The sequence below is a fragment of the Microcoleus sp. AT8-A3 genome (assembly GCF_036705675.1).
In the GTDB taxonomy this organism is placed as follows: domain Bacteria; phylum Cyanobacteriota; class Cyanobacteriia; order Cyanobacteriales; family Microcoleaceae; genus Microcoleus.
On record NZ_JAUBVD010000094.1, the window covers coordinates 1 to 13,939 of the forward strand.

Genomic DNA, 13,939 nt, shown 5'->3' on the forward strand with positions numbered 1-13,939 from the left:
GAACAGCTTAGGAATGAGAATTAAATAACTTCCACTCTTGAAAGTGGGATGGGCCTAAGAGCCCGTCCTTTTTGTACGGGCGGGACGCCCATCCCACAATAACAATTAAAATTGTAAGTTATTTAATTGGCGATCCTTAATATCATGTCCGATAGATTGACCATAATATCCGGGCAGGGCGGGTTTTTGAGATTGTTAATTATTGGCAGATATTGTTGGTGAACCCGCCCCTACCTGATACCATTTCTCTAAAATCGTGCAACACTCTTCGACCCCCCCTAGCCCCCCCGCTGCATTGCGGGGGGAACAAGAATACTGTTGCATTCTTTTTTAAAATTGGTATGATTTGGCGTAATCGACCGGACATGATATAATTCTTACTTCTTTTATATAGCATTACTCGGAAATCTCTGCTTCAAGACAGGCATTACCGGACAAGGTTTTTGCTCCTGTAAATTCTCTGGTTTGTTCCACGTAAAAGGCCCTTTTTTCTCCGCCGCCATCCACAACAAACTTTTTGCTCGCGTCATCGCCACATACAGCAGTCGAAACTCTTCTGCTGTTTTCAAATAACCTGCTTGTTCCCACGCTTCGCCTAGATTTGGTAAAGGATATTTTCCGTGCAAACTTGCTCGAATTTGTGCTCTCGCTACCTCTGCTAAAGTGAAATCTCCTAAAAATCGGGTTTGCGGCAAAACCCGCAAATTTCCGGGGATGGTTTGTTCGTGCAGAAACGGCAAAAATACGCAATCCCAATCCAATCCTTTAGCTTTGTGCATGGTAATAATTGTTAGTTGACCTTTGCTGGTATAACGTTCTTCTATTTTGTCGTCTGCATCCACAGGTTCAAATCTTTCGGAACTGACAATTTCGCTAAGTACGCCCAAAATATTCCGCATTGAATTGTTGCCGGCTGTTTGGATTGCTACTCGTTCTGCTAATTTGTCGGCGGTGGCTAATTCTGTTTGGTCGTATTGCAGCGCTAAGGCTAAGAAGGAAATGATTTGGTAGGGCGGCAGTTCTAAGCTAGCTTGCAGCAAACCGCAGCAAAAATAGCGGCATTTGCGAACGGGATCTGACTGCTGGGGGTCTAGGGGGCCTGGGTAAAGGAATTGTTCGGGGCTGGTAGCAAAAGCATTGTAGTCTTGTTTGGGGATGAGTTGTCGATCGCTCAAAATCTTTAAGGCTGCTTTCAGGTAGTCTGGAGAGTGCGGGCGATCGAGAAATTGCAGCAGTGTTAAGATTTCCCAAGGTACTTGAGAATGTCTGTCGCGTTCTCCCACATCCTCAATTTTAATCCCGTATTTCCGCAAATCAAAGCTTAATCCGTGTTTTTGAGGATTTTCCAGCACTTCTTTGATAAACTTACCTTGTTTGTTTTCCCGCACCAAAATAGCCATCGATTTCAGATTTTCTAACGGCAATTTTGCACTATTTTCTCCATCGGTAGCTTCTTCGCCTGAATCGATAGCTTTTTCAGTTTTTGTAAATTCAAAATCGGCTGGTAAAAATTCCTCAACTAACTCAATTACCCGCTTGCCAATTAACTCAACTGTATGGTAAATATCGCGGGGAGTATGCAATTCTAAGCCTCGACCAATCGGAGCCGGATTTGCATTTTGCTGCGGGTCATCGCTGGGTACTGGCTTAATAGTTTGGTCGCGAAAAGGCTTTTCATTTTTCGCTAATTCCGAACCATTTACCCATTGCAACATAAAGTTAGCGGCCTCGATAATTACTTGGGTGCTGCGACCGGCACCGTCCATTGTCGCTAACTTATTCTCTACTTCGCACTCATCACAAAATTGGTTAAAATAAATCGGATCGGCGGGAGTGAAAGTAGAATTAATCGCTTGATTTGGGTCGCCAACTCTGATAAAATTGGGAGGTGATTTAGCAGGCTCTGGATCGCTCGCCAATGTTTTCAAAAGCCGAGTTTGCAAAGGTGTAGAATCTTGGGCTTCGTCCTCAAAAACGGCAAATACTTGCTTTTGCTCGATCGCCCTCGCCTTCGGATTTTCCAACACCCGCAAAGCTGCTAAAATCATCTCGTCATAATCGATGAATTCCCGACTCCTCAACAAAGCCTGATATTTTTGATATAAACCCCCAGCTACTGCTAAAATTTCATAACCATCCCCAGTATCAAGAGCGCTCATTTCTAACAACTGTTCGGGAAACAAACCAGAAGATTTTGCCTCGTGAATCACAGTTTTAGCTACCTGCGGCAAAATTTCCGTCCGCAAAACCGATTGTCGCCGCAGCCTCTCCGTTTCCTCTCCGTCGAATTGCTGTCCTTCCAACAAAACTTGATATCTGCGGGGATTTTCCGCAATCCAAAGTTCTACACAGGTGCGAATTAATCGGTGACTTTGAGTGGGAGTAACTAAGGTTGAATTTTCTAAATTTAAACCCGACAAATCAGGATGGCGCATCGCAATATTCAAAGCTAAACCGTGCAAAGTGTGCACAGCAAAACCGCCTTGAGATAAAGACAATTCTGTCAATCTTTCCCGAATTTTAGCTTTAATATTAGCAGCAGCCGATCGCGTAAATGTGACGACAATTAACTGGCGGCGGCTGTGAAGCCCGTTGCGGGCGATCGCAATTGCCGACGCAGCAGCCATTCCCGTAGACTTCCCGGCCCCCGGAACCGCCGAAACAGCAAGGGGACCGCCTTGCCAATCCGCCATGTCTTGCTGCCCCGCACGCAAGCTTTCGCGAATTTTAAGGCAAGCTTGTTCTCGCAAAACTGCCGCAGAGTCTAACCCAGAGGAAATGTTGCCAGGGCGATCGATATTGGTTGTCGATCGCATAAAATCAGAATCAAATTCATCAGTCATTATTACATCCGCGTTTATCTGCGTTCATCTGCGGTTAAAAATAAAAAAATCTGCAACCTCTACCGTTTCCATTTCGGTATCGGCTAAACTAACGCTATCTATTCGAGCTTAAATTAAAACCAGCATAAAATTCAATACCCAAGCCTTTTTTAGAGGAGTCACCCAAATGAAAACTCACCTCAAAATCAATTCCCCGCCCCACAAGCCAAACCCAAACCCAGCCAACAACAGCACAACTCGTTTTGCTGTTGCGGTATTCTTAACTTTATCTTCCACAATTGCTTTGCCTAGCTGCGGAGGAGCTCAAACGTCCAGCAGCGCTCCAGGCGGCGCAGGTTCATCCAGCATCCGTGAAAACCAAGTGGCCGAATCGGCTCCACAATCGGCACCAGCACCCGATCCAGCAGCCCAAAGGTCACAAACTTCTGGTGCATCAAAAAAAGCAGCAGAAACGACCGCAACCCGTCCCCAACTGATTAAAAAAGCCCAACTCAGTGTAGTTGTCAAATCTATTGACGCCAGCACTAAATCTGTTACTAATATTGTCGAAAAACAGCAAGGCGATATCTTGGGTTTCCAAAATCAGAAGCCGCCGGATTCGAGTGTCCGCCAAACCGCGTCTGTGGAGATTCGGGTGCCTCAAGAACGTTTAGAAACTACTTTAAATGCTTTGGCAAAACTCGGAACTGTAGAGAACCGTTCTCTGACGGCTGAGGATGTTACCACTCAATTAGTTGACAGCGAGGCTAGACTGCGGAATCTCCGCAAATCCGAGGAAATGGTGTTAAAAATTATGGAGCGATCGGGTTCTGTCGGCGATGTACTCAAAGCTTCTCAAGAGTTGAGCAACATTCGGGAGTCGATCGAACGCATTGACGCTCAGTTAAAAAGTTTGCGAAATCAAGTAGCCTATTCAACTATTAGCTTAACTCTAGAAGCAGCAGTATCGGCTCAACAAACTCAGGAACCTTCTCTAGGTTTGCGGGCGCAGGAAACTTGGGGGAAAGCGACTCATTCTGTGGGTGAATTGACGCTCGGTTTGTTTGCTTTGGGTATTTGGCTGTTGGCTTACAGTCCTTATTTGCTGTTAATTGGGGCTGCGGTTTACGGCTTTAATCGATTTAAGAAACAGCATTCTGTTCCGCAAATTCAAGAACCGAAACCGCCTCAGTAGTCAGTAGTCATTAGTCATTAGTCATTAGTCATTCCACCCACATAAAATTTATGTATTGGGGAACAGCCGAAGAAACCGTTCTTAAAACCAACGACAACTGACAACCGTCAACTGACAACCATCAACAGTCAACAGTCAACTCACTAATCATCAATTTGCCATCCATCTTTGGTATAGTCTTCATCCACAATCTTTTTGGGACGCATCACCAGAACAACTCGCCCCAAAATAGGAATATCCGGGGATTGTTCAAACCAGTACAATTCTAAATTGCCAGCGTTATCTGCGAGGAAATAACTGTCAGCATCCCACTGTCTTTGAGCTCGATCGGCAATAATCAAAACTTCTTCAACTTTGCCTTGCAGCGGTACCGGCAATTTATCGCTCATTCCCAAAACCGCCACCGGATCTTCAGCGTTCAAAATTACCTGCCATCCGGGAATCGCCACCCAAGCTCCTGCTCCAGAAAATTTTACCATTCGGAACGGCTCGATTTCCTCCGGCAAAGGCACTGCCAGCAAATCTGTCGTAGAAAGCGGCAATTTGCCGACAACCGGGACAACGCGCGGCAATTGTTCTTCGGTATCCAGCCGGTAGACGGGCAAGCGGGGCGCTTCCCGTCTCGCAACTACGGTAAAATCGACGAGCAACTGCTCGATTTGCGCCCTAGCGGTTTGGCTGCTAGCTAATTTTAAACCGCGAGCAATTAAGCGCGATCGCTCTTGCAAATCGCTTTTCTGTCTCGCCAATTGCCAGCATTGGTAAGCCATAGCATCGCCGGGAGTGTCTGTGAACCCTTGGGGGAGACTCCCGAAGTGCGAAAACTCCTTGATCGCTTTAGCAACTTGGCGAGCATCGTCAACATCCAAGTTGTGGGTTAGCATCAAAGCAGCCGCCCCGGCACGCTCTACTTGAGAGAGAATCCGAAACTCGTATAAGATATCGCTACCTTTGCCCAAAAAGTGCGATCGAACTTCCTCTGAAGCCCCAGCATTGACCATGCTGGTGTAAACTTGGGCTGCGACGCTTACTTGATTTTGCTGAATTGGCTCAAAACCAGTTTCTTCAAAAATCCTTTGAGAGTTGTAGCCAGCTTTTAGCAGTGCTGTGCAGGCCTGTCCCCACTCTACCCAAGTGCCTTCTTTGCGGCGGAGCGATCGAATTAACTTTTCAGCATCCACAGCATTTGTGGAGGATGCAGATGCAGGAGGGGAGGAATCTTGCGGTGTATCAGTCATAATTGAATCAAAAACTCAGGCTAAGTTATGTGTAATTGGATACCGGCAAGGCTCGTGTCGCGGCAGAGCGATAGATTAATAGTAAGTGAGTTATGAGACTATTGTTACCGGAAAACGAGAGGAAAGCCCCCGACTTCAGGCGTGGGGATGAACTCGGCAGCGGAGGCGGCTACCTACAGTCTTAGAAAAATCCTGGTTGATTTCTAAAAGCATGATATGATTATATCATGCTAACAGTAACTCACGAGTACAAACTACGTCCAACCAAATCTCAAGTTCAAATATTTGAGATTTGGTTGTCTGTTTGTCGTCAGGTTTATAACTATGCCTTGCGAGAACGGAAAGATTGGGTGAATTCTCGTAAGTCTTCTGTTAATGCTTGTTCGATAGTTGGTGAGTATATTATCTCACCGGATACTCCTAGACCAACCTATGCTAGTCAGTGCAAAGGTTTGGCAGAAGCTAAGAAGCATTGTCCCGAATTAAAGACCCCTCATTCGCAAGTATTGCAGCAAACTTTAAAGGTTTTAGAGTCGGCATTTGTGGCAATGTGGGATAGAGGGCATGGGTTTCCTCGCTTCAAAAAACGGATGCGATCGTTTGTTTTCCCGGCTGTTAAGGATGCAGCAGTGGAGAATGGAAAGGTTAATCTGCCTAAGATTGGGTGGGTAAGGATGAAAATGTCTAGACCCACACCAGAGGGTTTTATACTCAAGCAAATTAGAGTAGTTAAAAGGGCATCAGGATATTTTGTCATGCTGACCTACCAGTTAGCAGTCAACCTGCCCGCTCGCCCACCGTCAGGACATCCATTAGGGGTAGATATTGGGCTTGACAAATACCTCGCAACTTCAGATGGAGAATTAGTCAACAGACCGAGATTTTTTCAGGCACTTCACCGCGAGTTGAAATCACTGCAGCGAAGATTAAAGCATCAAAGAAAAGGGTCTAAGAATTGGCTTGCTCTCCAGAAAAAGATTGCTAGAATTCATCAAAAAATCAGTGATACCAGAAAGGATTGGCACTATAAATTAGCTCATAGGTTATGTGACCAAGCAGGAATGATATTCATTGAGGATATCAATTTTAAGGCTTGGGCAAAGGGGATGTTCGGTAAACATAGTCTCGATGCAGCCTATGGTCAATTCTTCTCGATTCTGTCTCATGTGTGTTGGAAGCGCGGGGTGTATTTTGCTCGTGTTGATAAAAACTATACGAGTCAAATTTGCCCCCAATGTGGAACCCATACTGGTAAGAAAACCTTGGATGTCAGAATCCATAGTTGTCATTCGTGCGGGTACACCACTCATCGCGATACAGCAGCAGCACAAGTAATTAGAGACAGAGGTATTCTTGCGGTCGGGCAGCCCGTGAGTAAAACTGCTTCTGGAGGCGTTCTATCGGGGATCGATAGTAATATCGGTCTAGAGTCGAGCCTTTGAGAGAAGAATCCCCCGCATTCTATGCGTGGGGAGTGTCAAAGAATAGTTGCTCGCCTAAATGTACAAAGGGGAGTTTATCGTATTGTTATGGATAATGCCATTTCAGAGCTAGATCAAATTAAACGCCAGCTCATGACCCTACACAGACCGAAAAAGCCCAAAATGCTGGTAGTAGACGACGAACCAGACAATCTGGATTTACTCTACCGCACTTTCCGACGAGATTTTAACGTTCTCAAAGCTGAGAGCGGAATTCGCGCCTTGGAAGTCCTCGGCATCGAAGGCGAGGTCGCCGTAATCATTTCCGACCAGCGGATGCCCGAAATGAAGGGAACGGAGTTTTTGAGCAAAACCGTGCCCCAGTTTCCGAATACGGTCAGAATTATCTTGACTGGTTTTACGGACATTGAAGACTTGGTGGATGCGATTAACTCAGGACAGGTTTATAAGTATATCACCAAGCCTTGGGACCCGAACGAACTGAAAATGGTGGTGCAAAAGGCAGCCGAGACTTATGAAATTCTCAAGCAGCGGACTGAGGAATTGGATCGCGCTCAAAATCAAATACAACTGTTAGCAACAATCATGCAAACGGCTGTGGATTATCCGAGTTTGGAAGCAAGTTTAGATCCAATTGCTACTGCTATAAGTGATAATTTTTTGGCGGACTTTTGCATTTTGCAACTGGTGGAAGGAAATGTTTTAATCCCAGTCCAAGGCTGTCACACCACGGGTTCAACTGTGGAAAATTGGCTGGCGGATGACCCTCTGGTTCGAGAAGCAATTACCTCTCAAACTATTCAGGGTGTTGTGAATATTGGACTCGACACCAACCTAGCGAGTCTGCCGCACTATCAGAAATCCGGCATTCAAGCTCACCTGAGCATCCCGGTTAGTCACAAAGGTCGATCGATCGCCCTAATTTCCATGCAGTGGAAACAACCTTGTTCCCTGCGCCCCGACGAACTCACAACCGTTCACCTCGCCGCTCAAGAAGTTGCTTTGGTATTGACGAGTTTTCAGGGTCATTAGTCATCAGTCAATCGATTTTAGATTTTAGATTTTAGATTTTAGATTTTAGATTTACTTGCAGCGCAGTGAATCTTGGAGCTTGAACAAAAGTCTAAAATTTTTGAATTTCCACGACGATTGTCGGGAGCTTGTACCTGTTTTTGGGCGGGATCGTCAGTCATTAGTTGTCAGTCATTAGTTATTAGTCGGCTCTCTGTCTTGAGTTTAAAATAAGAGCCAACGAAGGATTCAAGACAAAATCTCGCGGATAGCTAACAAATAAAAAAGCATTAATGACTGGCGACAGCATGACATGAATGCACGAATTAATTATTTTTTCCTGCTGATAAATCACCAATGACCAATGATTAATGGCTAATGACTAATGACCAATGACTAACAACTAATAACTAATGACTAATAACGCAGAAAAAATTAAAACTATATTTAATCGAATTGCACCTGTTTACAACCAATTGAACGACTGGTTGAGCTTTGGGCAACACCGGATTTGGAAGCAAATGGCGGTGAAATGGAGCAGTGCGGGCCCCGGAAATACTTGTTTAGACTTGTGCTGCGGTAGCGGGGATCTAGCTTTGTTGCTGGCCAAACAAGCAGGGCCGACTGGTTGCGTATTTGGAGTAGATTTTTCCGCCGAACAATTGGCCGTGGCTGCTAGGCGAGATCGACCTTTTCTCACCCCTGCTAGTCCCATTTCCTGGGTAGAAGCTGACGCCCTAGACTTGCCTTTTGCTGACAATTACTTCGACTGCGCCACAATGGGTTACGGGCTGCGTAACGTGACTGACATCCCCCGCAGTCTTCAGGAATTGCACCGCGTGCTCAAACCCGGTGCCAAAGCAGCTATTCTCGACCTCCACCGCCCCAGCAATTCCCTAATGCGGAGCTTTCAGCAGTTTTATCTAGACACTCTTGTAGTGCCCATTGCTCAGCAATTTGGCATGACTCAAGAATATGCCTACATTAATCCTAGTTTAGAAAAATTCCCGATCGGCCAGCAACAAGTCGCGATCGCCAACAAAGCCGGATTTGCCGCCGCCACCCACTACCCCATTGCTGGAGCTATGATGGGAGTATTGGTATTAGTCAAAGCAATTGAAAATTAAAAGTGGTTGCAGTTTCGGTCGATCGAATACCCCAGATCAAAATTTTAGACCAAGGTTCAACCCCCCAGATTCATCTGTGGAGTAAATCTAAAATCTAAAATCTAAAATCTAAAATCTTATGAATCCGTCTGACATTTGGCTGTTGTTGGCCCCACCTGTAGTGGGAGGAATTATTGGCTATTTCACTAACGATATAGCTATCAAAATGCTGTTCCGTCCCTATCGAGCTATTTACATCAAAGGGCGGAAGTTGCCTTTCACTCCAGGCTTGATCCCCCGCAACCAAGAGCGTTTAGCAAAGCGAATTTCCGACACAATTATGGGTTCGCTGCTGACGCCACAGGAACTGCAAAACTTGGCGCGCCGCCTCCTGCAAACCGAGCGGATGCAGTCGGTGATTCTCTGGTTGTTACAGTTGGCGCTCGATCAGGTAAAAGCAGACGCAGAGCAAAAAACGGCTAAAATTCTCGCTAACATTCTGCGAGATTTGCTGGGGGAATCTGTGCCGCGAATTCTCAAAGTTTTGGCGCGCCGGGAAGATTTTTTAGAAGCTCAGCTTAATCAAATTTTTGACCAAGTTTTGCTGGAGATTCAGCTAACGGAAGCTCAGGCTGCTCAGCTTGCTGAGTGGTTGTTGCAGGTAGTAATACCACCGGAAGTGCTGCGGCAGGCTTTAATTGACTTTTTGACGGATCGCAATATTTCGATCATCGATGAAGGGTTTCGAGAAAAAACCAGCGGCACTTATTGGGTAGTAGCAAATTTGTTTGGTTTGCGGAACACTTTAACTCGGCTGCGGACTTTTTGTCTGGATGACAGAGAAGCGACAAATCAGCGCTTAGCAGAGTTAACTATTTCTTTGGGAATTCGCGGGCGAATTCAGGAATGGCTGCAAAATTTGTCGATGCAAAATTTACCGGTTTCGACTGTGAGACAGTTGCGAAAAACTATGCGCGACAGTGTTCGCAGCTATGTTCAGCAGCGGGGTACAGATGTACTTGAGGGGTTGAGTAAATCTATTGACTGGGAAAATATTTCGCGGTTGATTCTCAATCGCTTGCAAACTTCAGCGGTGATGAGCGCTTCCCTGGGAATTGTCAGCAAAGAACTGGCTTTGGTTTTAGAGCGCTATCTAGAGCGGGATTTAGAAAATATTGTAGCTCAGGCTATCCCAATTTTGAATATTGACCAGGTGATTGTCGATCGAGTCAAAGGTACTTCTCCTGAAGAGTTGGAGTTAGCAATTCAGGGAATTGTCAAAAGCGAGTTGCAGGGAATTGTAAATTTAGGAGGCATTTTGGGTGTTTTTATTGGCTGTTTGCAAACAGTTGTGCTTTTGCTTCAGCGGTGATTTGTTTCGGCAGTTGTGAGATATTTGTTGTAGTCTAATATTCGCTTGACTTGCGCCCACATGACCAAAAACCTGGTTTTGCGACCGTATTGGCGACCTCAGCCAGAGGATTTCTGGTAGAAACCGGGTTTTTGTGGCCCAATCCTAATTTACTTATTTTCTAAATCTATGCCAGCTCCAAATTCGGACGATCGCACAAACATCCCAAAAAACCCGCGCAACCTCAGCCGCCAACAATACGAGCGTTTAACCGCAGAAATGGCCACTCCCTACCGGCCTCTGCGACAGTTTGTCTATGTAGCTTGTGGCGCTTCGGGCTTTATCGGCGGCTTGGTTTTCCTCGCTAAAATTGCCTCTGGCCGCGAAATTGGCTCTGCTTTGCCCAATTTTGCCCTCCAAGTCGGAGTGGTGGCCCTGATGGTGTTCCTGTTTCGCTGGGAGCAGCGGGCCGAGGGCCGCTCCCCGAAGTCCAAGTAACAAAAATGTACAAATCGAGACAAAAATTTATCTTAGGCAAGAAAAAGTTATAAATATAAAGAAATTATTATGAAATCGTGGTTTTCCAGCGATCCCTGTAATTATAAGAATGTGGGTTCAATTGGGGTCAGCAAATTTAAAGGCCCTAATCATAAACCGCTTGTAACTCGTTCAATTGGGGTCAGCTTTCATAAAGACCCTAAATATATAAAATAAATTTAAGCCCAGCGCCAGCCTTCACTGATAGAAGAGCTGGCGTTAGGCATTTTGCTAGGATCGAGAGATAGAGCGAGAGAATCAGTAGGGTTTGCATCCCCCACACAGAGGCCCGTAGCAGCGTCCTGAACAGAGTTTTTTGCCTAGCATCCGGTATCGGTAATACCAGTTCCCAAAAATCATGCAACTCTAGGCCCATACTCGAAACCACGACGATCAGTCATTCGCAGTTCTAAAATCTAAAATCTAAAATCTAAAATCTAAAATGGTATAAGTGTTGGGGCGATCGAATAATGTGGCATTTCCCGAATACCTGAGCCTGTACAGTAACTAATAAGATGTGTCAAAGTCGAAGTAGAAAAAGATGTTGGGAGATTTGAGTATGGGTCGAGCATTTTTCAAAAAGCGGTGGACGTTATTTTTAGCAGCAGGCGCGGGAATTGTATTTTACAGTAATGCTGCTGTGGCTGCCGAAAAGGTAGTGCTCAAATACAGTGCGATCCGAATGACTTTACCAGTCAGCGAATTAGAAATTTTTGTAGAAACTGGAAAAATGTCGCCCGGCTTAGAAATGCTGCTGGGAAAAGCAAAAAAAGACCCGGAATCCGTTCGCAACAGTCTGACGAGACCGGTGAAAGTCAGTCAAAGCTTTTTGGATCGGACGCTTAACAGCAAGGTTGGGGAAATAATCCTCGATGAAGTGGGTGAGGTAATTCGCACTCCTTCTGGGAATGCAAATCGAGAAGCTTTGAGATCTGCCTTGGTGCTGTCTGCAACTAATGATAACGAGATTACACTGCTGGAAGCGATGAAAAATTATCCTACTCCAGAAGTTTATGTTGAGGGCGATCGTTTAGTTGAAGCTTACGGCAAACTTGTAGCTTTGTCAGAACAATTGGGCGGCGTGTCAGAACGGCTGCAAGACGTTTTGAACAAGATTCGTCTGCCTAGATTGTAGTGGATTTGGTCGAGGACGGTTGATTGCTTTGATCGATCGCAGAATGTTGCTGAACCTGCATCAATAACAGGAAAGTTACATTTTTTTTGTGCAAAATTTGCCTACTTTTTACACCACTACAAAAAAATCTAACTCCAGGCAAGCTCCAAACCAGACGGGAATCAGTCATTCTTAATTCTAAAATCAAAAATCAAAAATTAGATAACTTCGCTGTCTAATCTAGATCGGGATAGATGTTCGACAGTTTACGAAAAGTTAAGCGAGAAGTACCCGTGTTTTTATTGAATAAAGTATTTAAAACACAAAATGCAGGCGAGAGCTTGTGTATCGCTCATAAACTGAAATACGATCGACTGGACATTGCAGATTCTATATCTTAAAATAGATAAATTCTGTCATACTCAGGCGCTTGCGGAAAAACGGCTGGTCATTACTAAGCTTGTTATACAAAAGATGCCATTACACAAGGTATTAGCAAACAAGATGGAGCTAGAAAAATAAATAAGAAACGCTGATACCGCCTTCATTAACACTTCCATTCGATCAACTTTACTTACTGGGTAAGACTAGCAACATGAACAACGCTCCTATTCGTTCAAAAGACCGTTTTTTGGTTTTCGGCGCCCCGGCGATCGAAGATGCCGAAATTCAAGAAGTGGTGTCAACCATGAAAACAGGTTGGCTGGGTACAGGCCCTAAAGTTATGAGTTTTGAAAATGACTTCAAAGCTTACAAGGGTTCCCAGTACGCGATTTCAGTCAATTCCTGTACGGCGGCACTGCACTTGAGCATCCTCGCTGCTTCGTTAGAACCGGGGGATGAAGTTATTACTACTCCGATGACTTTTTGCGCTACAGTTAATGCGATCATCCACGCAGGGGCAACGCCGGTACTGGCGGATGTAGATCCGGTGACAATGAATATTGACCCGGCTCAAGTCGAAGCTAAAATAACTTCAAAAACTAAAGCAATTTTGCCAGTTCACTTCGCAGGTCGTCCCTGCGATATGGATGCGCTTTGCGAGATTGCTAGCCGTCACAACTTGAAGTTAATTGAAGATTGTGCTCACGCGATCGAAACAGAGTACAAGGGGCGGAAAGCAGGCACATTTGGCGACTTCGGATGCTTCAGCTTTTATGTCACCAAAAACATTACGACAGGCGAAGGAGGAATGATTATCGTCAGCAGTCAAGAATACGCCGACAGGCTCAAAATTTTAGCGCTGCACGGTATGAGCAAAGATGCTTGGAAGCGCTTCGGAGACTCGGGTTACAAGCACTACCAAGTGGTGGAGGTCGGTTTTAAATACAATATGATGGATCTGCAAGCTGCGATCGGCATTCATCAAATGAAACGAGTTGCTCCTTATTGGCAGCGGCGGGAGCAGATTTGGCAGCGCTACAACGAAGCATTTGCGGATTTGCCGATTACTTTGCCAGCGAAGCCCGAACCGGATACCATTCATGCTTATCACCTGTACACCATTCTGGTAGATGAAGCCAAAACAGGAATCAGCCGCGACGAGTTTCTCAACGCTATGAATGCTGAAAATATCGGTGTCGGCGTACATTACATGAGTATGCCAGAACATCCTATCTATCAAGAAATGTTTGGATGGCAGCCGGAAGACTATCCCAATGCTAGCTACATCGGACTGCATACAATTAGCTTGCCGATTTCGGCAAAATTAACAGATGCAGATGTGGAAGATGTAATTGCTGCTGTTAAAAAATGTTTGGCGATCGGTCAAACTAAGAATCGAGCTTTGGCAACAGCAGGCTAAAGTCCTGAAATAGCTTGTCATTAAAACATCCTAGCTGTTTTTTAAGAAAAGCAGCTAGGATGTTTTTTTCGATATTTTTTCTCGACAACGCCCTTTACAAGGTAATTATTCAATACCCTTGGGTTAAAACTATTTATTCCGGGCGAGATCCCTTGCAGCATCCCCCTGATTGTTGGGGGACGCAAGAGTAATTTCTTGTCCCCCCCTTGTAGGGGCGGTGCTAAGAGTGCCCGCCCCTACAAGGGGGGATCGAGCTTAGGATCGCGAATTAAATAACTTACAATTTTAATTGTTATTGTGGGATGGGCGTCCCGCCCGT

The 13,939-nt window shown here is 45.3% G+C and carries 10 protein-coding genes; 8 read left to right on the forward strand and 2 right to left on the reverse strand.

Going from position 1 to position 13,939, the window contains the following annotated elements:
• Window positions 1–386 precede the first annotated feature (386 nt).
• Window positions 387–2,843 (reverse strand): ATP-dependent helicase, encoded by a 2,457-nt coding sequence (locus QUB51_RS28730; protein ID WP_333261893.1) that lies wholly within the window; start codon window positions 2,841–2,843, stop codon window positions 387–389.
• 166 nt (window positions 2,844–3,009) lie between these two features.
• On the opposite strand from QUB51_RS28730, the gene QUB51_RS28735 reads away from it, so the two are divergent.
• The gene (locus tag QUB51_RS28735; protein WP_333057727.1) at window positions 3,010–4,017 is read left to right on the forward strand and encodes a DUF4349 domain-containing protein; all 1,008 of its coding nucleotides are present in this window, start codon (window positions 3,010–3,012) and stop codon (window positions 4,015–4,017) included.
• Between the two features lie 143 nt (window positions 4,018–4,160).
• Here the strand turns inward: QUB51_RS28735 and QUB51_RS28740 are convergent, their stop codons facing one another.
• Entirely contained in the window at window positions 4,161–5,255 is a 1,095-nt protein-coding gene (locus tag QUB51_RS28740; RefSeq protein WP_333057726.1) for a RuBisCO accumulation factor 1, read from the reverse strand.
• A 227-nt stretch (window positions 5,256–5,482) separates the two neighbouring features.
• On the opposite strand from QUB51_RS28740, the gene QUB51_RS28745 reads away from it, so the two are divergent.
• From QUB51_RS28745 to QUB51_RS28775, 7 genes are all read left to right on the forward strand, one after another.
• Window positions 5,483–6,697, forward strand: coding sequence for a transposase (locus QUB51_RS28745; RefSeq protein WP_333057725.1), 1,215 nt, complete (start codon window positions 5,483–5,485; stop codon window positions 6,695–6,697).
• 87 nt (window positions 6,698–6,784) lie between these two features.
• The gene (locus QUB51_RS28750; protein ID WP_333057724.1) at window positions 6,785–7,729 is read left to right on the forward strand and encodes a response regulator; all 945 of its coding nucleotides are present in this window, start codon (window positions 6,785–6,787) and stop codon (window positions 7,727–7,729) included.
• A gap of 392 nt (window positions 7,730–8,121) precedes the next feature.
• On the forward strand, window positions 8,122–8,835 hold the full coding sequence (ubiE, locus tag QUB51_RS28755) for a bifunctional demethylmenaquinone methyltransferase/2-methoxy-6-polyprenyl-1,4-benzoquinol methylase UbiE (protein WP_333057723.1): 714 nt from the start codon (window positions 8,122–8,124) through the stop codon (window positions 8,833–8,835).
• 118 nt (window positions 8,836–8,953) lie between these two features.
• Complete coding sequence (locus QUB51_RS28760; protein ID WP_333057721.1) at window positions 8,954–10,186, forward strand: DUF445 family protein; 1,233 nt, start codon at window positions 8,954–8,956, stop codon at window positions 10,184–10,186.
• Between the two features lie 168 nt (window positions 10,187–10,354).
• Complete coding sequence (locus QUB51_RS28765; protein ID WP_333057719.1) at window positions 10,355–10,663, forward strand: DUF3493 domain-containing protein; 309 nt, start codon at window positions 10,355–10,357, stop codon at window positions 10,661–10,663.
• A 598-nt stretch (window positions 10,664–11,261) separates the two neighbouring features.
• A complete protein-coding gene (locus QUB51_RS28770; protein ID WP_333057718.1) occupies window positions 11,262–11,837 on the forward strand; it encodes an alpha/beta hydrolase in 576 nt (191 codons plus the stop codon).
• Window positions 11,838–12,411: 574 nt separating this feature from the next.
• Window positions 12,412–13,620: a DegT/DnrJ/EryC1/StrS family aminotransferase gene (locus QUB51_RS28775; RefSeq protein WP_333261896.1), complete on the forward strand. Its 1,209-nt coding sequence runs from the start codon at window positions 12,412–12,414 to the stop codon at window positions 13,618–13,620.
• The last annotated feature ends 319 nt before the right edge of the window (window positions 13,621–13,939 follow it).

Coding starts and splice junctions, on each gene's coding strand:
- QUB51_RS28760 (WP_333057721.1), top strand. CDS start 8,954: ATGAATCCGTCTGACATTTGGCTGTTGTTGGCCCCACCTGTAGTGGGA.
- QUB51_RS28750 (WP_333057724.1), top strand. CDS start 6,785: ATGGATAATGCCATTTCAGAGCTAGATCAAATTAAACGCCAGCTCATG.
- QUB51_RS28735 (WP_333057727.1), top strand. CDS start 3,010: ATGAAAACTCACCTCAAAATCAATTCCCCGCCCCACAAGCCAAACCCA.
- QUB51_RS28775 (WP_333261896.1), top strand. CDS start 12,412: ATGAACAACGCTCCTATTCGTTCAAAAGACCGTTTTTTGGTTTTCGGC.
- QUB51_RS28740 (WP_333057726.1), bottom strand. CDS start 5,255: ATGACTGATACACCGCAAGATTCCTCCCCTCCTGCATCTGCATCCTCC.
- ubiE (WP_333057723.1), top strand. CDS start 8,122: ATGACTAATAACGCAGAAAAAATTAAAACTATATTTAATCGAATTGCA.
- QUB51_RS28730 (WP_333261893.1), bottom strand. CDS start 2,843: ATGACTGATGAATTTGATTCTGATTTTATGCGATCGACAACCAATATC.
- QUB51_RS28745 (WP_333057725.1), top strand. CDS start 5,483: ATGCTAACAGTAACTCACGAGTACAAACTACGTCCAACCAAATCTCAA.
- QUB51_RS28765 (WP_333057719.1), top strand. CDS start 10,355: ATGCCAGCTCCAAATTCGGACGATCGCACAAACATCCCAAAAAACCCG.
- QUB51_RS28770 (WP_333057718.1), top strand. CDS start 11,262: ATGGGTCGAGCATTTTTCAAAAAGCGGTGGACGTTATTTTTAGCAGCA.